This is a genomic window from Nesterenkonia marinintestina (genome assembly GCF_025420485.1).
Classification (GTDB): Bacteria; Actinomycetota; Actinomycetes; order Actinomycetales; family Micrococcaceae; genus Nesterenkonia; species Nesterenkonia marinintestina.
Genome location: NZ_JAOEFD010000001.1, coordinates 240728 through 260521 on the forward strand (window position 1 = coordinate 240728; position 19794 = coordinate 260521).

The 19794-nt window shown below is 71.3% G+C and carries 19 protein-coding genes; 3 read left to right on the top strand and 16 right to left on the bottom strand.

Features of this window, described 5'->3' with window-relative positions; all coding sequences use genetic code 11:
- Positions 1 to 2: 2 nt before the first annotated feature.
- From N7E59_RS01005 to coaD, 8 genes are all read right to left on the bottom strand, one after another.
- Positions 3 to 2204: a glycosyltransferase gene (locus N7E59_RS01005; RefSeq protein ID WP_261623043.1), complete on the bottom strand. Its 2202-nt coding sequence runs from the start codon at positions 2202 to 2204 to the stop codon at positions 3 to 5.
- On the bottom strand, positions 2201 to 3409 hold the full coding sequence (locus tag N7E59_RS01010; RefSeq protein WP_261623044.1) for an LCP family protein: 1209 nt from the start codon (positions 3407 to 3409) through the stop codon (positions 2201 to 2203). Before N7E59_RS01010 ends, N7E59_RS01005 begins: the two co-directional genes overlap by 4 nt.
- A gap of 108 nt (positions 3410 to 3517) precedes the next feature.
- Complete coding sequence (mutM, locus tag N7E59_RS01015) at positions 3518 to 4417, bottom strand: bifunctional DNA-formamidopyrimidine glycosylase/DNA-(apurinic or apyrimidinic site) lyase (protein WP_261623045.1); 900 nt, start codon at positions 4415 to 4417, stop codon at positions 3518 to 3520.
- Complete coding sequence (gene rnc / locus N7E59_RS01020) at positions 4410 to 5159, bottom strand: ribonuclease III (protein WP_261623046.1); 750 nt, start codon at positions 5157 to 5159, stop codon at positions 4410 to 4412. Before rnc ends, mutM begins: the two co-directional genes overlap by 8 nt.
- Positions 5160 to 5175: 16 nt before the next feature.
- On the bottom strand, positions 5176 to 5379 hold the full coding sequence (gene rpmF / locus N7E59_RS01025; protein ID WP_070161041.1) for a 50S ribosomal protein L32: 204 nt from the start codon (positions 5377 to 5379) through the stop codon (positions 5176 to 5178).
- Between the two features lie 43 nt (positions 5380 to 5422).
- Complete coding sequence (locus tag N7E59_RS01030; RefSeq protein ID WP_261623047.1) at positions 5423 to 5995, bottom strand: YceD family protein; 573 nt, start codon at positions 5993 to 5995, stop codon at positions 5423 to 5425.
- A gap of 135 nt (positions 5996 to 6130) precedes the next feature.
- Positions 6131 to 7027: a UTP--glucose-1-phosphate uridylyltransferase GalU gene (gene galU / locus N7E59_RS01035; RefSeq protein WP_261623048.1), complete on the bottom strand. Its 897-nt coding sequence runs from the start codon at positions 7025 to 7027 to the stop codon at positions 6131 to 6133.
- A 37-nt stretch (positions 7028 to 7064) separates the two neighbouring features.
- A complete protein-coding gene (gene coaD, locus N7E59_RS01040; protein ID WP_261623049.1) occupies positions 7065 to 7571 on the bottom strand; it encodes a pantetheine-phosphate adenylyltransferase in 507 nt (168 codons plus the stop codon).
- Positions 7572 to 7675: 104 nt separating this feature from the next.
- Between coaD and N7E59_RS01045 the strand changes: the two genes are divergently transcribed.
- Both N7E59_RS01045 and N7E59_RS01050 read left to right on the top strand, forming a co-directional pair.
- Entirely contained in the window at positions 7676 to 9001 is a 1326-nt protein-coding gene (locus tag N7E59_RS01045) for an aminotransferase class I/II-fold pyridoxal phosphate-dependent enzyme (RefSeq protein WP_261623050.1), read from the top strand.
- Entirely contained in the window at positions 9001 to 9786 is a 786-nt protein-coding gene (locus N7E59_RS01050) for a spermidine synthase (protein WP_261623051.1), read from the top strand. The genes N7E59_RS01045 and N7E59_RS01050 overlap by 1 nt, the downstream gene beginning before the upstream one ends.
- 70 nt (positions 9787 to 9856) lie before the next feature.
- Here N7E59_RS01050 and rsmD read toward each other — a convergent pair whose 3' ends face one another.
- From rsmD to N7E59_RS01070, 4 genes are read right to left on the bottom strand one after another with little or no spacing between them, the layout of a single operon-like run.
- Positions 9857 to 10408: a 16S rRNA (guanine(966)-N(2))-methyltransferase RsmD gene (rsmD, locus tag N7E59_RS01055; protein ID WP_261623052.1), complete on the bottom strand. Its 552-nt coding sequence runs from the start codon at positions 10406 to 10408 to the stop codon at positions 9857 to 9859.
- A 9-nt stretch (positions 10409 to 10417) separates the two neighbouring features.
- A complete protein-coding gene (locus N7E59_RS01060; protein ID WP_261623053.1) occupies positions 10418 to 12655 on the bottom strand; it encodes an ATP-dependent DNA helicase RecG in 2238 nt (745 codons plus the stop codon).
- Positions 12652 to 13668: a DAK2 domain-containing protein gene (locus N7E59_RS01065; RefSeq protein WP_261623054.1), complete on the bottom strand. Its 1017-nt coding sequence runs from the start codon at positions 13666 to 13668 to the stop codon at positions 12652 to 12654. Before N7E59_RS01065 ends, N7E59_RS01060 begins: the two co-directional genes overlap by 4 nt.
- Before the next feature lie 20 nt (positions 13669 to 13688).
- Positions 13689 to 14723: an LCP family protein gene (locus N7E59_RS01070; protein ID WP_261623055.1), complete on the bottom strand. Its 1035-nt coding sequence runs from the start codon at positions 14721 to 14723 to the stop codon at positions 13689 to 13691.
- A gap of 141 nt (positions 14724 to 14864) precedes the next feature.
- On the opposite strand from N7E59_RS01070, the gene N7E59_RS01075 reads away from it, so the two are divergent.
- A complete protein-coding gene (locus tag N7E59_RS01075) occupies positions 14865 to 15335 on the top strand; it encodes a DUF3515 domain-containing protein (protein ID WP_261623056.1) in 471 nt (156 codons plus the stop codon).
- Positions 15336 to 15365: 30 nt separating this feature from the next.
- On the opposite strand, the gene N7E59_RS01080 is transcribed toward N7E59_RS01075, so the two are convergent.
- The 4 genes from N7E59_RS01080 to murA are packed head-to-tail and all read right to left on the bottom strand — an operon-like array spanning position 15366 to position 19684.
- Positions 15366 to 16517: a D-alanine--D-alanine ligase family protein gene (locus N7E59_RS01080; RefSeq protein ID WP_261623057.1), complete on the bottom strand. Its 1152-nt coding sequence runs from the start codon at positions 16515 to 16517 to the stop codon at positions 15366 to 15368.
- 4 nt (positions 16518 to 16521) lie between these two features.
- Complete coding sequence (locus tag N7E59_RS01085) at positions 16522 to 17568, bottom strand: NAD(P)H-dependent glycerol-3-phosphate dehydrogenase (protein ID WP_261623058.1); 1047 nt, start codon at positions 17566 to 17568, stop codon at positions 16522 to 16524.
- A complete protein-coding gene (locus N7E59_RS01090) occupies positions 17568 to 18353 on the bottom strand; it encodes a lysophospholipid acyltransferase family protein (protein WP_261623059.1) in 786 nt (261 codons plus the stop codon). The genes N7E59_RS01085 and N7E59_RS01090 overlap by 1 nt, the downstream gene beginning before the upstream one ends.
- An 8-nt stretch (positions 18354 to 18361) precedes the next feature.
- The gene (murA, locus tag N7E59_RS01095) at positions 18362 to 19684 is read right to left on the bottom strand and encodes a UDP-N-acetylglucosamine 1-carboxyvinyltransferase (RefSeq protein WP_261623060.1); all 1323 of its coding nucleotides are present in this window, start codon (positions 19682 to 19684) and stop codon (positions 18362 to 18364) included.
- Positions 19685 to 19794: the final 110 nt, after the last annotated feature.

The window sequence follows — 19794 nt, forward strand, 5'->3', positions numbered from 1 at the left end:
CGTCAGCGGCGGGCGTACTCCTCGAACCGACGGCCCCATGCGTACTCGGCCATCCCCCGACCCTCGCGCAGCCAGATCCGGTCCGCATAGCGCAGCGGACGGCGGCGCAGGCGGCGCGCGGCGGCCCGACCGGCGCCCGCGCCCAGCCTGACCGCGGCCTCGGCGAGGATGGAGGCCCGGCCGCGTCCCCGCTTCTGCGCCTTCTTCGCCCGCACATGACCGGCTCGGACGCCGCGGCGGCGCATCCAGTCCTCGGTGGCCCGCTCCTCGGGGACGTCCTCCTCGACGATCGCCTCGGGCTCCCACCAGCTGCGCGCGCCGGCGGCCTGCATGCGGGAGAACAGCTCGGAGTCCTCGCCTCCGGTCAGATTGAAGTCCGGATCGAACCGCAGCCCGTCCTCGCCGAGGAACCACCCGGCGCGGACCAGGACGTTGTTCGTCGCCGGACGACCGGCCCAGGGACCTGCCGGGAAGTCGATGCGACGGATGAAGCCGCCCGAGTCCCCCGTCGATCCGGCCGGCAGGTGTGAGACCACCGGGCCGGAGACGGTGTCCGCACCCGAGTCCTCGGCGGCGCGCAGCAGGGCGGCGAGCCACTGCGGGCGGACCCGCTCGTCGTCGTCGAGGAAGACCACCGCCTCGGCGTCGGAGGGCACGGCGTCCAGGGACGCGTTCCGCGCCGCCACGATCCCCGGCTCGGCCTGGTGGACGTAGACGGCCTCGGGGTAGAGCTCTCCGACGACGTCGCGGGCGCCCGCCTCGGGATCGTTGTCGACCACGATGAGCCGGGGGACGGAACCGGCGGCCGTGTCGAGTCCCTCCGAGGCCCGCAGCGAACCGAGGAGCTCGGCCAGGAGCCGGTTCCGCCGATAGGTGCACACACAGATCCACGTCCGGTCGGCGCGCAGCCGACCCTCTCCTTCGACCGCATCGTCCGCATCGCCCGCATCGCCCGCATCGCCCGCATGGGCGGGCGCGGTCTGCGGCGGGGCGCCGATGAGCTCACGCAGACGCTGCGAGTACCGCCGGCCCAGTCCGGGCAGGTCGGCATTCTCGGCCACCCAGCGGCGTCCGCTGGAGGACGTCGGTGTGGACTCCGGATCGCGGGCGAGCCGGTCGAACAGCGCGGCGAGGGTCTCGGCGTCGGCGTCCTCCACGACGTCCGAGTTCTCGGCGTGCCGCAGGATCTCAGCGGCCTCTCCGGCGACGGCGGCGGTGATGTGGGTGCCCAGCCCCATCAGTTCGAAGGTCTTCGACGGGACGGTCCACGCGAAGGACGGCCAGTCGGTGCGCAGGCTGACCAGCACCGAGTCGGCCCAGTCGAGATGCCCGCGCAGCTCCTCGCCGTGGGCGGGCCGGCGGAACTCCACCGCCGGGCAGTCGGCGGCGCGGGCGATGAGCCGTGACCTCTGGGTGCCCGATCCGACCATCCGGAGGGTCACCTCGACCTCACCGGCCCGATGGACGGCGCGCACGGCGTCGATGACGGTCTCGAGCCCCTGGCTCTCCCCGTGGTTGCCGTAGTAGAGCACCCGCAACCGCCCCGCACGGCGAGGCGCCGCGGCGGGCTGCGGCAGCTCGGTCAGGTCGACCCCGTTGCTGATCGTCTCGACCCGGGCGCCGCGGGCTCGCAGCCGCTCCGCGAACCCGGAGGTCACCGCGACCACCAGGTCCGCTCGGCGCTGGACTCCGGTGAGCACCGACTCCAGCACGTCGACGGCCGGGCCGGCCCGCAGCGACGCCTCTCGGGCCAGATCGGGCCAGGCGTCACGCATGTCCAGGACCAGCGGCACACCTCGCAGCCGTGCGGCGACCCACCCGGTGACCGCCAGCGGAAGCGCCGGCACCGTGGTGATCAGGACGTCGGGACGCGGGGCCGCAGCCGACCGCGGGACCAGCAGGGCCGCCGAGAGCATGTCGGCGGCGAAGCGACCCGCCCGCGAATCGCGCACCAGCGCATAGGGCACCCGCCGCACCTGCTCGCCGGCCGGACCCGGCTCCGGCCGGAGGCCGAACCGACCGAAGGCCTGCCCCGCGGCCGGAGTGTGGCGCGGATTGCGTGCCGGAGCGACGACGTCGACGGTCCAGCCGTCGGCGACGAGGGCGGCGACCAGACGCTGCCAGCGCCGCTGGGGCGGGGTCCGTTCGGGCCAGTACGAGTGGGTGATCAGCTGGACCCGGCCGGGTGAGGATCCTCGGATCACTGCTCGTCCCCGTCGTCCTGGTCGTCCCCGTCGTCCTGGTCGTCCCCGTCGTCCTGGTCGTCCTCGTCCTCCGCGTCGTCGAAGCTCATCCACGAGTCCTCGTCCATCGCCTCCTGCCGGGCGTCCAGGTAGGTGAGGAATCCGTCGAGGTTCTCCCGGCGCAGGGAGCGGCGCAGGACCTCGGTGGCGTTCTCGTCCTCCTGCAGCACATAGGCACCGCCGGAGGTGACCATCTGGTCTCCGGTCGGGATGGTGAACATGTGGACGTCGTCCGACCGCAGGCCGCGCATCTCCACGGCGTACCCGCCGACGGTCGCACCGTCGAGCCCCTCGTCCATGGTCAGATAGGGCACGATGCCCTCGACCGCGTCGTTGACCCGCTGAGGATTCGTCAGGGTGTCGGCCGAGAGGAACCGGTCGATGATCGCTTCGACCACCCGCTGCTGGTTCTGCACGCGCATGAAGTCACCCTGCACGAACGACTTGCGCTCACGGACGTAGCGGAGCGCATCGTTGCCCTGCAGCCGGATGGTGCCCTCGGGGTAGAACGTCGGATTGTGCTGCCCGGCGGAGAAGCTGTGCGGGTTGTCCACGTACACCCCGCCCAGGGCCGTGGTCAGATCCTCGAACCCGGTGAAGTCGATGATTCCTATGTGGTCGATGTGGGTGTCGAGCAGCTCTTCGACGGTGTCGACCACCAGCGGGTATCCGCCCAGGTCGAGGGCGGAGTTGATGCGGCCCTCCCCCTCGCCGGGGATGTCGACCCACAGGTCGCGCACGATCGACATGACGTAGACCCCGGAGCGGTCGGCCGGGATGTGGACGAACATCATGGTGTCCGAGCGTTCGCCGTCCTCGCCCTTGGTCTCCGCGGTGTCCATCCCCTCCCCCCGGCTGTCCGAGCCGAGCAGCAGGATGTTGAGGGTGCCCTCCTCGCTGCGGTCCTGGGAGTCGTCGTCCAGGGAGAGGTCGAGGATGTTGCGGTTGTCGTCGAAGGTGGTCTGCAGATTGCGCACGTAGAGGCCGGCGGCGACCAGGGCAACGATCACCAGGGCGGACACCGCGGCGGCTCCGATCAGCAGGAAGCGCCGACGACGACGTCGACGGGCCTCCCGCGGCTCCTCCGAGGCGTCGCCGACGTCGTCGGTCTCGTCCTCGACGACGGCACCGAGCTCCTCGGTGTCGTCAGCGTCGGATGTCGCCACGCAGAGTCCTCTCGAGCCCGGGCAGGCCTCCTCGCAGAGGCCGTGATGTCGGATGCCATGGTATAGGACACGGCCGGACGTCCAGGCGATGCGAGGCCGCCCCGATCCTCACCAGCGGCCCGCCCGGGGACGCGGCTGGCAGGACGGACACCAGAAGGAGGAGCGGCCCATGAAGGGTGTCCGACGGACCACGGCGCCGCAGCGCTCACACGGCATGCCGGCACGACCGTAGGCCCGGAGGCTCCTGTCGAAGTAGCCGGAGGCGCCGTTGACGTGGACGTAGAGGGAGTCGAAGCTCGTCCCGCCGGCCGCCAGTGCGGCCTCCATCACCTCACGGACCGCCGCAGTCAGTCGTGCCACCTCTCCGCGGGTGAGGGTCTCGGTCCGGCGGGCGAAGTGCAGCCGGGCGGCCCACAGCGCCTCGTCGGCGTAGATGTTTCCGATCCCTGAGATGAGCGTCTGGTCCAGCAGCGCGCGTTTGAGGCTGCTTCGGCGGCGCCGCAGAGCGCGGAAGAGCGCTTCGTCGTCGGCCCCCGGCTCCAGCGGGTCAGCGCCGATGTGTGCGGCGGCGGTCGGCACCGACCCCGAAGGGTGCCCCGAGGGCACCAGCGGGGAGAGCTGCAGACCCCCGAAGATCCGCTGATCCACGAAGCGCAGCTGCTCCGGCAGCCCGGGTGCGGAGCTGAGGTCCATCACGACCTTCAGGTGCTTCTCCGGCGGTGCCTCGGCGTCCTCCATGAGGACCTGGCCGCTCATGCCCAGATGGATCATCAGCGCCGTCGTCGGGGAACTCGGGGCCGGTCCCTCCAGAGGGATCCACAGGAACTTCCCACGACGCCGGGGTGCGGCCAGCCGGGTGCCGACTGTACGTCGGAGGAAGTCCTCCGTGCCGCCCTCGTGCCGGCGCAGGCTGCGGGCGTCCAGGACGGTGACCTGCTCGACGGTCCGGCCGGCGGCCCATGCGTCCACGCCGCGTCGGACCACCTCGACCTCGGGGAGCTCAGGCACCGGCGGGTTCGCCGCCCGGCCGGGACGCGGCCTCGGGGTCCGAGGCCTGAGAGGGCGCCAGCTCCTCCACGCTGAGCCGTGCGGCCTCGCGCTCGGCGTCCTTCTTGGACTTGCCGACGCCGGTGCGGTAGCGGCTCCCGCCCACTGTGAGGGTCGCGGCGAAGGTCTTGTCGTGGTCCGGCCCGGAGTCCTCGATGAGGTACCGGATGTCGCCGAGGTCCCGGGCGGCGGCGATCTCCTGGACCGTCGTCTTCCAGTCGCGTCCGGCGTTCATCGCCTGCCGGTCGGAGAGCAGCGGCACGACGTGGCGCAGCACGAACTCGCGTGCGGTGTCCAAGGAGGTGGACAGGTAGGCGGCACCGATGAGCGCCTCCATGGTGTCGGCCAGGATCGAGTCCTTGTCCCGACCGCCGGTGCGCAGCTCTCCGGCACCGAGCATGATGTGCGGGCCGATGTCGAGGGAGCGGCCGATCCGGGCCAGCGCGCGGGTGGAGACCAGTGCGGCGCGCAGCTTGGCGAGGTCACCCTCGCTGTGTTCGGGGAACCTCGCGTAGAGGTAGTCGGTGACCGAGTATCCCAGCACGGAGTCCCCGAGGAACTCCAGCCGCTCGTTGGTGGGGATCCCGTCGTTCTCGTAGGAGTACGAGCGGTGCGTCAGGGCAAGACGGAGAGCCTCGGGGGCGATGTGCACCCCGAGGCTCTCCGTCAGCGTCTGTGGGTCGGCCGCGACCTCGTGAGTCATCTCCGGTCCGGAGAGATCAGGCGTCGGCGACCTTACGGCCCTTGTACTCGTAGAACAGGGGGGTTCCGGCCGAGTCGGTGACCAGCTTCGCCTGATGCGGCTGGCTGTAGACGACACGGCCGTTCTCCACCGTCTTCACCAGCGTGGGGGCCTGGGCCTTCCACTGGGAACGGCGGTGACGGGTGTTGGCACGGGACTTCTTCCGCTTCGGAACAGCCACGGTGTCTCTCTTCTCTCTCGATTGCGGGCAGGTCGTATGGGGCTCAGCCTCGGCGGCCGTCCTCGTCCTCAGATCCCTCGAGATCCTCGGCGAGGCCCGCCAGAGCGGCCCAGCGGGGGTCGATCTGTTCGTGTGCGTGGTCCGGATCGTCCTCCATACGGAATCCGCACTGCGAGCACAGCCCCGGGCAGTCCTCGCGGCACACCGGCCGGAACGGCAGCGCCGAGACCATCAGGTCACGCAGCACCGGCTCCAGCTCGACGGTGAGACCATCGGTGACGAGGCGCTCCTCCTCGTCCTCCGAGTCCGTCTCAGCCCGCTCCGGGTACGTGAACAGCTGCATCACGTCCACGGTGAGCGGGTAGGCCAGCTCGTCCAGACAGCGTCCGCACTGGCCCTGCGCGCGGGCGGAGGCCGTTCCCGTCACCAGCACACCTTCGTGCACCGACTCGAGGCGCAGATCCAGTTCGAGGTCCTCCCCCGCAGGGAGGCCGATCAGCACGGTGGAGAACTCCGCGGGCATCGGGACCGTCCGTGTGAGGGTCTCCAGGGTGCCGGGGCGCCCCCGGAGCTCCTTGACCTCGACGGACAGGTCGCCGCCCTGCTGAGCAGTCACGGTGTTCACTCCCTGCGATCGACGAACCGGATCCAGACAGACGTCAGATCTGGACCGACGTGTCAGTCTAGCCCACGAGGCGCGGGGGTGGCGAATCTTCCGGACATGCGTGTCCGGGGAGCACCGGCCGGCGACTCAGTCGAGGTCGGCGACGAACTCCTTCAGCCAGCTGCGCAGATCGGCGCCGAGGTCGTCGCGGTCCACCGCGAGCGTGACCACCGCCTGGATGTAGCTGAGCTTGTCACCGGTGTCGTAGCGCCGACCGCGGAACACCACCGCGTGGACTCCCCCGCCCTCCTCGACGGGACGGGAGGCCATCTGCTGCAGCGCGTCGGTCAGCTGCACCTCGCCGCCGCGTCCGGGGGGCGTGCGCTCGAGCTCGTCGAAGATCGCCGGGTGCAGCACGTAGCGTCCGATGATGGCCAGATTCGACGGTGCCTCGTCGCTCGGCGGCTTCTCCACCAGCCCGGCCACCGGCACGACGTCCGAGCCGGCGACGTCGCCGCCGGCGTCCACGACCCCGTAGGAGCTGACCGCGTCCTGGGGGACCTCCATGACACCGATGACCGAGCCCCCGAGCTCCTGCTGGGTGCGGAGCATGGTGGACAGCAGCTCGTCGCGGGCGTCGATGATGTCGTCGCCCAGCAGCACGGCGAAGGGCTCGGCCCCGACGTGCTGGCGTGCGCAGAGCACGGCGTGCCCGAGCCCCTTGGGGTCGCCCTGCCGCAGATAGTGGATCTCCCCGAGCTCGGTGGCCCGGCGCACCGCCGCCAGCTTGGCGTCGTCCCCCTTGGCCTCGAGGGTGGCCTCCAGCGCCGGCACCCGGTCGAAGTGGTCCTCCAGCGAGCGCTTGTTCCGCCCGGTGATCATCAGGATGTCGTCCAGACCCGCCGCTGAGGCCTCGGCGACGACGTACTGGATGGCCGGCTCGTCGACGACCGGCAGCATCTCCTTGGGCATGGCCTTGGTGGCCGGCAGGAAGCGGGTGCCCAGACCGGCGGCGGGGATGACGGCCTTGGTGATCGGACTCATGGGGACCTCCTCGGGGTGGACGGGGACGGGACCTGGGTCAGCGGTCGGCGGACCGGTCGGCAGGTCGGTCGGCGGATCGGTCGGTGAGCCGGCGGTGCACGGCCCGCGGGACCATCTCGGAGACGTCGCCGCCGAGGCTGTGGACCTCTTTGATGAGGGTGGAGGACAGGTGCGTATAGCGCCCGTCGGCCTGCAGGTAGATGGTCTCCAGCCCGGAGAGGTGACGGTTCATGGTGGCCATCGGGCGTTCGTACTCCAGGTCCTGCGGACCCCTGAGCCCCTTGACCACGGCGGTCGCCCCCTGGGCCCTGCAGAAGTCGGTGAGCAGTCCGCCGCCGAGCGGCTTCACCGTGATGCCCCGGAAGTAGGAGAACGTCTCCTGGGCCATGGCGATCCGCTCGTCGAGGGAGAACAGCGGAGACTTGTGCATGTTCGCCGAGACCGCGACGATCACCTCGTCGAAGAGGTTGGACGCACGTGCGATGACCTCCACATGGCCGTTGTGGAGCGGATCGAAGGAGCCGGGGCACACTGCGGACTGCATGTAGAGGACACTACTGCACGCCGTGAGCGACCGGCGAGGAACATCGGTCATCGGACGTCTCGGTGTCGCCCCGAGGGCGGTGGGGACTGTCTACGATGGTGGTCATGTCTCCGTCGCACAGCACCGGTCCGCATCCCGACGACGCCGTCACGCGTCCCCCGTCACCCTCACGGGTTCCGCTGGAGCATCGAGAGCTGTGGACCAAGGCCGCGGTGGGTGCGAACACCTATGACTTCGACTCCGGCCGGGTCACGCCGACCATCTATGAGCGGACGACCGCCGCCGCGCTGCGGCACGATGCGCTGAACCTCGGCCAGGGCTTCACCGACCACGAGGGCCCGCAGTGGATGCTGGAGACCGCCGCCGCGGCGATCACCGATCCCCGCCGCGGGCCCGGCAACCAGTACCCTCCCGGCCCGGGACTTCCGGTCCTGCGGGAGGCCGTCGCCGAGGACCAGCGGCGCCGCTGGGACATCGACCTCGACCCGGCCTCGGAGGTGCTGGTGACCACCGGCGCCACCGAAGGCATCACCGCGGCCATCCTCGCATTCGCCGCACCGGGCACCCAGGTGCTGACCTTCGAACCGCACTACGACTCCTACGGCGCGGTCACCGCCATCGCCGGCGCAGAGCTGGTCGGCGTGCCGCTGCGGGGCCCGGACTTCCGCCCCGACGTCGACGCCCTCGAAGCGGCGGTCACCGAGCGGACCTCGCTGATCCTGCTGAACACCCCGCACAACCCCACCGGCACGGTGTTCAGCACCGAGGAGCTTCGGCGTGTCGTCGACATCGCCCAACGCCACGACCTGCGGATCATGTGCGACGGCGTCTATGAGCAGCTGGTCTTCGACGACGCCGCCGAGCCCCACCACCCGATCCTCTCCGTCCCCGGGGCCGACGAGGTGGCCGTGGCCATCGGTTCGGCCGGCAAGTCGTTCTCCCTGACCGGGTGGAAGGTCGGCTGGGTCATGGGTCGGGCGGAGCTGGTCAATCAGGTGCTGGGGATCAAGCAGTTCCTGAGCTTCTGCTCCGGGCCCGCGTATCAGTGGGCCGTCGCCGCGGGCCTGCAGGACGACCGCGGCTTCTACGCGGAGAACGTCGCCGGACTGCAGGCCGGCCGGGACATGCTCCACTCCGGGCTCGAGGCCGCAGGACTGCGGCCCAACCGGGCCGAGGCCGGCTACTTCGTCGTCGCCGACGTCCGGGGCCTCACCGACGTCGGCGACGTCGAGTTCTGTCGGATGCTGGTCGAGGAGGTCGGAGTCGCCGCGATCCCCGTCTCCTCGCTGACGGTGCAGCATCGGGCGAACCCGCAGGACGAGCTGCAGAACCTGGTGCGCTTCGCCTTCTGCAAGCGCCACGAGACCATCGAGGCCGCCATGGATCGGCTGGCCGAGCGTCTGCCCGCCGCCCTGGACCGCCTCGCGTGATGCCCGGCTCCCCCACCCCCTCCGCGGCGGGCGGGCGCATCCGGCTGGTGCCGGACGGACTCACCGACCGGGGCATGGTGCTGCTGCTCGACGGCGCCGAGCAGTCCCATGTGGACCCGGAACACCCGGACTTCCTGCTGCATGACTACGCCCTGAGGATCGCGGCCGCACTGGAGACCCTGCACCCGCAGGGGCCCGGGGCGGTGCTGCACCTGGGCGCCGGCGCACTGACCCTGCCCCGCTGGATCGACCATCGGTGGCCGTCGGCCGCTCAGACCGCGGTGGACCTCGAACCGGAGCTGATGGGATTCGTGCTGGAGCACCTTCCCATGGCCCGACCGCCGCGTCGGCTCGTCGGCGATGCGGCCGAGGTCCTGGTCGAGGACGGTCTGCTGTCCGGTGAGACCTTCGACGTGGTCGTCGCCGACCTCTTCAACTCGGCGCAGGCCCCCGCCGCACTGACCGCGCCGCCGTTCCTGGCCTCGCTGCTGCGTACCGCCCGGGAGGGCACGGTCATGATGAACCTCGGCGACGATCCGCCCATGGAGTTCGCCCGCGGTCTGGTGGCATCAGCGGCCCATCAGCTGCGCGGCCGCTGGGACCATCTCGTCCTCAGCGCACCGGCCGACGTCCTGGCCGCCGAGGCCGAGGGGAACCTCGTGCTGGTCGCGGCTCCGGGTCCGGAACCGATCCCGGAGGTGGCGATCGACGCCCTCTGGGCGCGCGGACCGCATCCGGGCGAGGTGCTCACCGGCGAGGACCTGCACATGTGGAGCCGCGGCTGAGCGTCTGAGGGACCTCCGTCCCGACACACACCGGCACACACCGGCACACACCGGCACACACAGAGGCGCCTCACTCCGGCTCGGCCATCCAGATCCGGGTGCTTCCGTAGGTCTTCTCGTGGAACCGGGAGACTCCCGACGGCCAGGTGGGCTCCGGGGCGGCCGCGTCGCGCTCCACCACGATCGTGGCCGCCCGGTGCAGCTGGGGCGCGGCGGCGGCCAGCACCTCAGCGAGCTCCCGCTCGGCCACGCCGTAGGGAGGGTCCAGGAAGAGCAGCTCGATGGGCTCACCGTCGCGCTGCCGGAGGTAGGTCAGCGCCCGGCCCTTGTGCACGCTCACCGAGCCCGGCTCGAACAGTCCCGCACTGCGACGAAGGACCCTGACCGCGCCCTCAGCCAGGTCCACCGCCTCCAGCGACCGCGCTCCCCGGCTCAGCGATTCGAAGCCGAGCGCCCCGGAACCGGCGTAGGCGTCGACGACGACGGCGTCGACGAGCGCGTCATAGCCCTCCAACCGGGAGAACAGGGACTCCTTGACCCGGTCGCTGGTCGGCCGGGTGCCGTCCCCGGGGACGGACGCCAGTCGACGGCCCCGGTGGGTGCCGGAGATGATGCGTGCCATGGTGAGCTCCTATCCTCGGGTGACGAAGTCGCCGGCGTGGTCGCGCTCCGCGGTCCACGCCTCCACGGCGGCCCGCAGTTCCGGGTGCCCCTCCCATCGGGGGTCTCGGTCCGTCAGGTCCCGCACATGGTCGGCGGTGCGCAGGATGAGCTCCTCGTCGCGGAGGACCCGGAGCAGCCGGAGGCTCGACCGCGCTCCCGCCTGCGAGGAGCCGAGCACGTCGCCCTCCCGTCGGCGCTCGAGATCGAGGCGGGCCAGCATCATGCCGTCGGTGTGCTCCGCGACCTCGGTGATCCTCTCGAGTGAGGGGTGGTCGTCCGGCAGCCGGGTCACCAGCAGACACAGGCTGGCCGCGCTCCCCCGCCCGATGCGTCCGCGCAGCTGGTGCAGGGTGGACATCCCGAAGGCGTCGGCGTCGAGGACGGCCATGAACGTGGCGTTGGGGACGTCCACGCCGACCTCGACCACGGTGGTGGAGATCAGCACGTCGATCTCTCCGCGCTCGAAGGCCGTCATCACGCGCTCCTTCTCAGCGGCCTCCATGCGCCCGTGCAGCGTGCCCAGACGCAGCCGCCCGATCAGGGGGTGCTCGGCCAACCGGGCGGCGAGGGTCTCGACCGAAGCGTCCTGCTCCACGGCCACTCCGCTCTCAGGATCCTCGCGGCGGTCGGACTCGCTGATCTTCGGGCACACCACGTAGCCCTGGCGTCCGGCGGCGACCTCCTCGGCCAGACGCTCCCACACCCGGCCGATGACCCGCGGCCCATGGGTCATCCGTGCCACATGGGTCTCGATGGGACGTCGCCCGTCGGGCAGGCCCTCGAGCACGGTGAGCTCGAGGTCGCCGAACACCGTCATCGCCACCGACCGCGGGATGGGGGTGGCCGACATGACCAGCATGTGCGGGACCGGTGCGCCGCGGCGGCGCAGGGCGTCACGCTGCTCCACTCCGAAGCGATGCTGCTCGTCGACCACCACCAGCCCCAGGTCCGCGAACTGCACCTGTTCCCCCAGCAGGGCGTGGGTGCCCACCACGATGTCGGCGCGTCCCGAGGCGATCTCCAGCAGCGCCTCTCGGCGATCGGCCGTACTCAGAGACCCGGTGAGCAGCCGCAGGCGTGCGGTCGGCAGGTCCGACCCGTCGTCGTCCCTCGCCGCGGCGGTGAACAGGTCCCCCTCGACGAGTCCGCCGAGAAGACCCTGCAGCGACCGCATATGCTGGGCGGCCAGCACCTCGGTGGGCGCGATGAGAGCCGCCTGACCCCCGGCGTCGACCGTCTGCAGCATGGCGCGCAGGGCCACGACCGTCTTGCCGGAGCCGACCTCGCCCTGGAGCAGCCTGTTCATGGGTCGGGCGGCGGTGAGGTCGTCGGAGATCAGCCCCCCGGCCTCCCGCTGGCCCGTGGTGAGGGCGAAGGGGATCCGCTCGTCGAAGGCCGACAGCAGGCCCGTCCGAGAGGTCGGTCGCGGCGTCGACTGCCCCACCCCGGCCTCCGCCCGCCGGCGAGCGATCAGGGCGTTGAGCAGGTACGCCTCGTGCAGGCGCAGCGAGTGCAGGCCGCGGCGGGTGTCCTCGAGGGTGTCGGGGCGGTGCACCAGTCGATACGCCTCGGCCAGGGGGTCCGCCCCCTCAGAGAGGAGGAGGTCGGCCGGCACCGGATCGGGCCAACGGGTCAGGTCCGCGACCTCGAGCAGGGTCAAGACCGCGGATTCGATCTGCCACGACGTGATCCGTGCGTTCGCCGGATACAGCGGGGTGGGTCCTTCGCGCAGGCTCGCGTACAGTCCCGCCGCAGCGGCCTGCTCCTGTGCGGCGCCGACGTCCTCGGTCACCTGGGTCAGCACCGCGTACTGGGGGTTGTTCAGGGTGAGCCGCCCCCGGTAGCTGCCGACCTTCCCGTGGAACGTGGCCAGCGTCCCCCGCTGCAGCTCCCGGTGGGCCCGGTGCCCCTGGAAGAAGGCCATCTGCAGGGTGCCGCCGGCGTCGTCCTCCACCACCACTTCGGTGAGGAAGCCCCGACGCCGCTGCATCTTCCGCTTGCTGCTGCTGTGCACCCGCGCGACGAAGCTGACGTGCTCGTCCTCGCGCAGCTCGGCCAGCGCGGAGAGCCGACCGTATTCGACCCACCGCCGCGGAAGGTGGTCCAGCAGCTCGCCCGCGGTCCGGATGTCCAGGGCCTCGGACAGGCCCGCGGCGCTCTCGCCGCCCAGCACGGAGTCCAGCGGCGTCTCGGGCCCGACGGTCACCGGGCGGCCCCGCCGGAGTGCAGCGGGCTGACGGTGCAGCCCTCCAGCCGTCCGGCGGCGGCCAGGGCCTCACGGGCGGCCTCCGGCTCCTCGGTGTGGACGTGGATCCGCCAGCGGTAGGTCCCGTCCCCCTCAGGTTCGGAGTCCACCGGGGTGACGATCACGGAGTCGCCCAGCTCGTCGAGGCGGTGGCGGACGCCCGCCGCACCCAACGGGTCCAGACGGACCGTGGCCATGAGCTCGCACGCGGCGTCGTCGTCCGGGTCGGCGGGGCCCTCCTGCGCACCGCTGCGGCGAGCCCCGCCGTCGTCCGCCCGGTGCCGTGCCGAGGCCCCGACGCCGTGCAGGCCGTCGAGCAGATCCTCGGTGAGGTCCTCGCCGCGGACCGCGGCGCGCAGGGCGTCGAAGACCAGCAGCAGACCCGTCCCCCCGGAGTCGACCACGCCGGCGGTGCGCAGCGCATCGAGCTGAGACTCTGTGGCCTCGACGGCGCGCCGCGCCTCGGCGACCACCTCGGGCAATGCGTCCTCCAGAGCCGCACGGCTCTCCGGCTCTTCGACCTCGGCGGCCCGGCGCGCGGCGAGGTCTCTGACGGCGTCGATGATCGAGAGCATGGTTCCCGACACGGGGCCGGAGAGCGCCGACCAGGCACGCACGGAGGCCGAATCCAGGGCTGCGGCGAACGTGGTGATCGTCAGACGGTCGCATCCGCGCAGCGGTGCGGCCAGGCCGGTGAGCAACACGGCCAGCAGGGTGCCCGAGTTGCCCCGAGCCTCGACCATGGCCTCGGCACCGGCGCCGGCCAGCAGCTCGCCGAAGTCGTCCGAGTCGACGACGGCGGCCGCACGTCGGCTCGCCACGGCGGTGGCGAGCATGTTGTCCCCGGTGTCCGAATCGGGCACGGGGAAGACGTTGAGGCGGTTCAGCGCCGTCCTGTGGTCACCCAGTGCCTGCTCGCTGAGGTCGAACCACCGCAGCATCGCCGCTCGGCCGCGGAAGCGCCGCTTCGCCATGGCCGGTCCCTCCTCGGATCTCAGAGGTCGTTGTCCTCGACGTACTCCTTCAGCGAGTCCTCGCGCATGGCCTCGCCGATCTCGTCGATCGCCTGGTCGTCACGCAGCAGGATCGACTGGCCGTCGCCCGAGCGTCCGAAGCCGTCCACCGGAAGGGTGAACATGGTGACGTCGCCGGAGCGGACGCTGCGCATGTTCCAGCCCATCTGGGCCAGCTCCCAGGAGCTGAGCGTGTCGTCCACCGTGATGTACGGGGCCAGGTCGTCGACCAGGTCTTGGACGCGGGCCGGGTTCGCGAGGTTCGACGGGGTCAGGACCTCGTCCATGACTCCCTCCATGAAGGCCTGCTGGTTGCGCACGCGCTGGAAGTCGCCGTCGTCGAAGGAGTAGCGCTCCCGGACGAACTGCATGGCCTGGTCGGAGTCGAGGTCCTGCTCCCCCTCGGCGAAGGAGTAGTCGTTGGTCTCGAAGGCGGTCGGCGAGTCCACGGTGACGCCGTCGAGGGTGTCGACGAGACCGGTGAAGCCCTCCAGGTCGATCGCGGCGACGTGGTCCACGCGGACGTCGAACATCGACTCCACGGTCTCCACGGTCAGCGGCACGCCGCCCAGCGACAGGGCCGCGTTGATCTTGTGCTCGCCGTGCCCCGGGACCTCCACCCACGTGTCGCGCATGATCGACATGAGCTGCACGTCATCGCCGTCCTCAGGCACGTGGATGAGCATCATCGTGTCCGACCGCCCGCTGTTGGGGACCATCGGCAGGTCTTCGTCCTCGCCGGAGCCGCCCCCGGAGTCCGAACCGAGCAGGAGGATGTTGGTGGCCTCCCCGTCCTCGGGGCGGTCCTCCTCGGCGGGGAAGGATTCGTCGAAGTTCTGGGCCTGCTGGTCGAAGGAGCGCCCGATCGAGGTCAGGTACAGCCCGGCGGCCACCAGCGCGCCGATGACGAGCACCGCCGCGATCACCAGGACGATGCAGCCGCCCCGACGGCGACGTCGGCCCCCTCTCTCCGGGGCGTCGTCCTCGTAGTACTCGTGTGAGTCGTGGGTGGCCATGCGTCTCCTCCTGCCGGACAGGCTCATTCCCCCCGAGCGAGCCGCACCCTAGGCCGTGCTCACCGTGCTCAGGCATCCTCACCAGAATAGGCCATGGTCATCGCGACCTCCGGCAACCGGGACCTCCACTACCCTGGACCCATGCCCCAGACTCCTCCTCCCGGCGCTCGGCCTGCACGGGCGACGGCCCTCGCCGGTGCCGCCGCGCTGCTCGTCGGCTGCGGCTCCACCGCCGCGGTGGAGGCCGCACCCCACGCCGCCGATCCCGAATGCGCCGAGGTGATGCTGAGCCTTCCGGACAGCATCGGCGACTTCGACCTGCGCGAGACCACCTCCCAGGCCACCGCCGCCTTCGGCGAGCCCAGCGCCGTCGTGGTCCGCTGCGGCGTGGAGCCTCCCGGACCGTCTCCCGAGCACTGCGTCACCGCCGAGGGCGTGGACTGGCTGGCGATCGAGCGCGAGGACGACTGGCAGCTGGTCAGCTACGGACGTGATCCCGCGGTCGAAGTCCTGCTCGACGTCGACAGGGTCGCCTCGTCCACCGCGATGGTCGCCCTGGCCGGGCCTGCGGAGAACGTCGAGCAGACGCGCGAGTGCACCGTCGACGGCTGATCGTCCGGTTTCGGGTCGGCGTGCCCGCGCTCAGCGCAGCCCGGTGCTCCGTTCGGCGGCGAGGGTGATCAGCTCGGTGATCAGCTCCGGATAGGTGACGCCGGAGGCCTGCCACATCTGCGGGTACATGCTGATGGGAGTGAAGCCGGGCATGGTGTTGATCTCGTTGATGATCGGCTCTCCGGCCTCGGTGACGAAGAAGTCGACCCGGGAGATGCCCTCGGCGTCGACGGCCTCGAAGCCGACCACCGCCTGACGCCGCACCTCTTCGAGGACCGCCTCGGGCAGGTCCGCCGGGCAGGAGAGGTCGGCGGCCGTGCCGTCGGTGTACTTCGCCGAGAAGTCGTAGAACTGGTGGGACTCGCCGCCGTCGTGGACGTCGATCTCTCCGGGCAGCGAGGCCCGGGGCGCGGCGCCGTCGCGGCCGCCCAGGACCGCACATTCGATCTCGCGGCCGTCGATGCCCTCCTCGACCACGACCTTCGGGTCGTGCTCGCGGGCCTCCTGCATCGCCCGGTCGAGCTCCGCCCAGTCGTCCACGCGGGTGATGCCCACCGAGGAGCCGCCGCGGGCCGGCTTGACGAAGACCGGCAGACGCAGCCGGCGCACCCGCTCGAGGGCGGCCGAGCGGTCCTCGGTCCACTGGCGGGCGGTGACGGTCTCGAAGTCGCCGACCCGCAGGCCGGCGGCGGAGAAGGCCATCTTCATGAAGTGCTTGTCCATGCCGACGGCGGAGGCGAGGATCCCTGCGCCGACGTAGGGGACTCCGGCGGCCTCGAGCAGGCCCTGGATGCTGCCGTCCTCCCCGAACGGACCGTGCAGCAGCGGGAAGACCACGTCCACGTGTCCCCATGAGGTCGCCTCGCCGGCGGCCGAGATCTCGAGCAGCTCGGCGCCCCGCTCGGAGGTGCCCTCCGGTCCGGAATGGAGGACCACGCGGGAGTCTGCCGCGACGACCTCGGGCAGGGGCTCGCCGGGCACGAACGCATGGGTGCGCGGATCGGTGGTCGGCAGCGTCCACTGGCCGTCCCGGGTGATGCCCACCGGCACCATCTCGAAGCGGTCGCCGTCGACGGCGCCCAGCACCCCCGCGGCGGTGACGCAGGAGACGGGGTGCTCGGCGGACTGGCCTCCGTAGAGGACCAGTACGCGGAGCCGGTCAGCGGTGGACTGCTCGGTCATGGTGTCACTTTCCTTCGGACTTCAGATCTCTGGCCAGCAGCAGGGTGGCCAGGCGCTCCACGGGCAGCGCCCCGTCGAGCACGGCGACCACGGCCTCGGCGATGGGCATCTCCACCCCGTGGCGCTGGGCCAGCTCGACCACGGCCGATGCGGACTTCATCCCCTCGGCGGTCTGCGTCATCTCACGCGAGGTCTCCTCGGCGCTGAGCCCGGTTCCGAGCAGCCGCCCGGCGCTGCGGTTGCGCGACAGCGGCGAGGCGCAGGTGGCCACGACGTCTCCCAGCCCGGCGAGGCCGGCCAGCGTCTCGACCTCGCCGCCCAGGGCGGCGGTGAGGCGGCGCGTCTCGGCCAGTCCGCGGGTGATCACGGAGGCCTTGGAGTTGTCGCCGAGGTCCTGGCCGTCGCAGAAGCCCACGGCCAGAGCGATCACGTTCTTGACGATGCCGGCCAGCTCCACGCCGACGACGTCGTCGTTGGTGTAGGGCCGGAAGTATCCGGTGCTGCACAGCGCGGTGATGCGTTCGGCGGTGGTCGCGTCGGCGGAGGCCACCACCGAGGCGGTGGGCTCACCACGGGCGATCTCCATCGCGAGGTTCGGGCCGGAGACCACTGCGACCCGGGCCGGAGGCACACTGAGCTCCTCAGCGATGATCTCCGACATCCGCATGTCGGTGCCCCGCTCGAGTCCCTTGATCAGTGAGACGAACACCGTCTGTGCCCCCACGACGTCGCGGACCGCGTGGAGGTGCTCACGCAGGGACTGCGCCGGGACGGCCAGGACGACGACGTCGGCCTCGGCCACCACCGCTGAGAGGTCGGTGGAGGCGGTGACGTTCCCCGGCAGGCGGAGCTCCCCCAGGTAGGTGCTGTTGGTGCCGTGGGTGCGGATCTCCTCGGCGACCTCCTGCCGGCGGGCCCACAGGGTGATCCGGGTGGGAGCCGACGACGCCTCGGCGGAGTCGCCGAGGATCTTGGCGAAGGTCGTCCCCCAGCTGCCGGCGCCGAGCACGGCCACCCGGGCCGGAGCGTCGGCGAGGTGCGGTTCCCTCATCACCGGTTCTCCTCCCTGCCGCGCCGACGCGGTGCGTAGCCGCCTTCGGCGGGGTCCCAGATGCCCTCGGGCGGAGTCTCGCCGCGCAGCGCGGCCACTTCGTCCGTCAGGGCCGACTCGATGCGTTCGGTGGCCTCGATCAGCGTGGACCGGGTGACCGGACCTCCGCGCAGGTCCTCGAGGTCCACCGGTGCGCCGAACTGCAGCTCGTAGCGCTTCCGGGGGAACGGGCGCGGCACCTTCTCGTAGTGGCCGAGCAGCTCCTGCACCCCCCAGTGCGCGACCGGCACCACCGGGTGTCCCGTCTTCAGCGCCAGGCGCGCAGCCCCGGTCTTGGCCCGCATCGGCCACAGGTCCGGGTCCCGGGTCAGCGTCCCCTCGGGGTAGACGACGATCGCACCGCCCAGGCGCAGCACCTCATGGGCGGCCTCCAGGGAGGCGCCGCCGTCGCGGGTCCCCCGGGCCACCGGGACCTGTCGCAGGCCGCGCAGCATCCCGCCCAGTCCACGGACGCGGAAGAGCGAGTCCTTCGCCAGGAAGTGGGGCGTCCGACCGGTGCGGTACACCGCGTGGGCGACGGCGAGCGGGTCGATCATGGTGACATGGTTGGCCACGCCGATGAAGCCGCCCGCGGGCAGACGGTCGGCCCCGCGCCAGGTCTTGCCGACGCTGAGGTTCATCGTGGGCAGCACGACCGAGGCCGCGGCGCGGAAGCCGATCCGGGTGGCCAGGGGGAGCCGGTCGGCGTCCCCCCGGTCGTCGGATTCGGGGTCCTGAGTGGTCATCCGTCGTGTCAGCGTTCGGAGAGCTCGACGTCGGCGCCGAGACCGGTGAGCTTGTCCAGGAACTTCTCGTAGCCGCGGTTGATCACCTCGATGCCGGTGACCCGGGAGGTGCCCTCCGCCGCCAGTGCGGCGATCAGATGGGAGAACCCGCCCCGAAGGTCGGGGACGTCGATGTCGGCGCCGTGGAGCTTCGAGGGGCCCGAGATCACCGCCGAGTGGAGGAAGTTCCGCTGGCCGAAGCGGCAGGGGTTCGAGCCCAGGCACTCGCGGTGCAGCTGGATCGAGGCGCCCATGCGCTGCAGGGCGTGGGTGAAGCCGAATCGGTTCTCATACACGGTCTCGTGGACGATGGAGACTCCGGCGGCCTGGGTGAGTGCGACCACCATGGGCTGCTGCCAGTCGGTCATGAATCCGGGGTGGACGTCGGTCTCCAGCACGAGCGGCTGCAGTGCGCCGCCTCCGTGCCAGAAGCGGATCCCGTCGTCGTAGACCTCGAACTCCCCGCCGATCTTGCGGTACGTGTTGAGGAACGCGGTGAGGTCCCGCTGTGCGGCGCCCTCGACGTAGATGTCGCCCTGGGTCACCAGCGCCGCGGAGGCCCAGGAGGCGGACTCGTTGCGGTCGGGGATGGCGCGGTGGCGATACCCGGAGAGCCGCTCCACCCCTTCGATGCGGATGGTGCGGTCGGTGTTGACCGAGATGATCGCACCCATCTGCTGGAGGATCTGGATGAGGTCGTGGATCTCGGGCTCCACGGCGGCGTTCTTCAGCTCGGTGATCCCCTCGGCGAGGACTGCGGTGAGCAGCACCTGCTCGGTGGCGCCGACCGAGGGGTAGGGCAGCTCGAGCTTCGCCCCGAGCAGTCCCTTCGGGGCGGAGATCCGGATGCCGCTGGGCTGCTTGTCCACCACGGCCCCGAAGTTGCGCAGCACTTCGAGGTGGTAGTCGATGGGGCGGTCGCCGATGCGGCAGCCGCCGAGGTCCGGGATGAAGGCCTCACCGTTCTTGTGCATCAGGGGGCCGCAGAAGAGGATCGGGATGCGCGAGTCCCCGGCGTGGGTGTCGATCTCCGAGTAGGTGGCGTTGCGGGTCTCCCGCGGGTCCATGGTCAGGCTGCCGGCCTCGAGGTCGTGGTCGACCTTCACCCCGTGGATCGCCAGCAGGCTGGTGACGATCTCGACGTCCCTGATCTCCGGGATGTTGCGCAGTTCGGAGGGCTCACTGCCGAGCAGAGAGGCCACCATCGCCTTGGGGACCAGGTTCTTCGCACCGCGGACGCGGACGCGCCCCTGCAGCGGTTTGCCGCCCTGGATGGTGAGGAGTGTTGCCATGGTGTCTCGTCGATCCCTTCGTGGTGCGCTTCTCGCGTGCCCGCACGGACGCATGCGGACATGCCACTGTAGCGGCCATGCCACTCTAACGGAGGCTCCCCCCGCCTCAC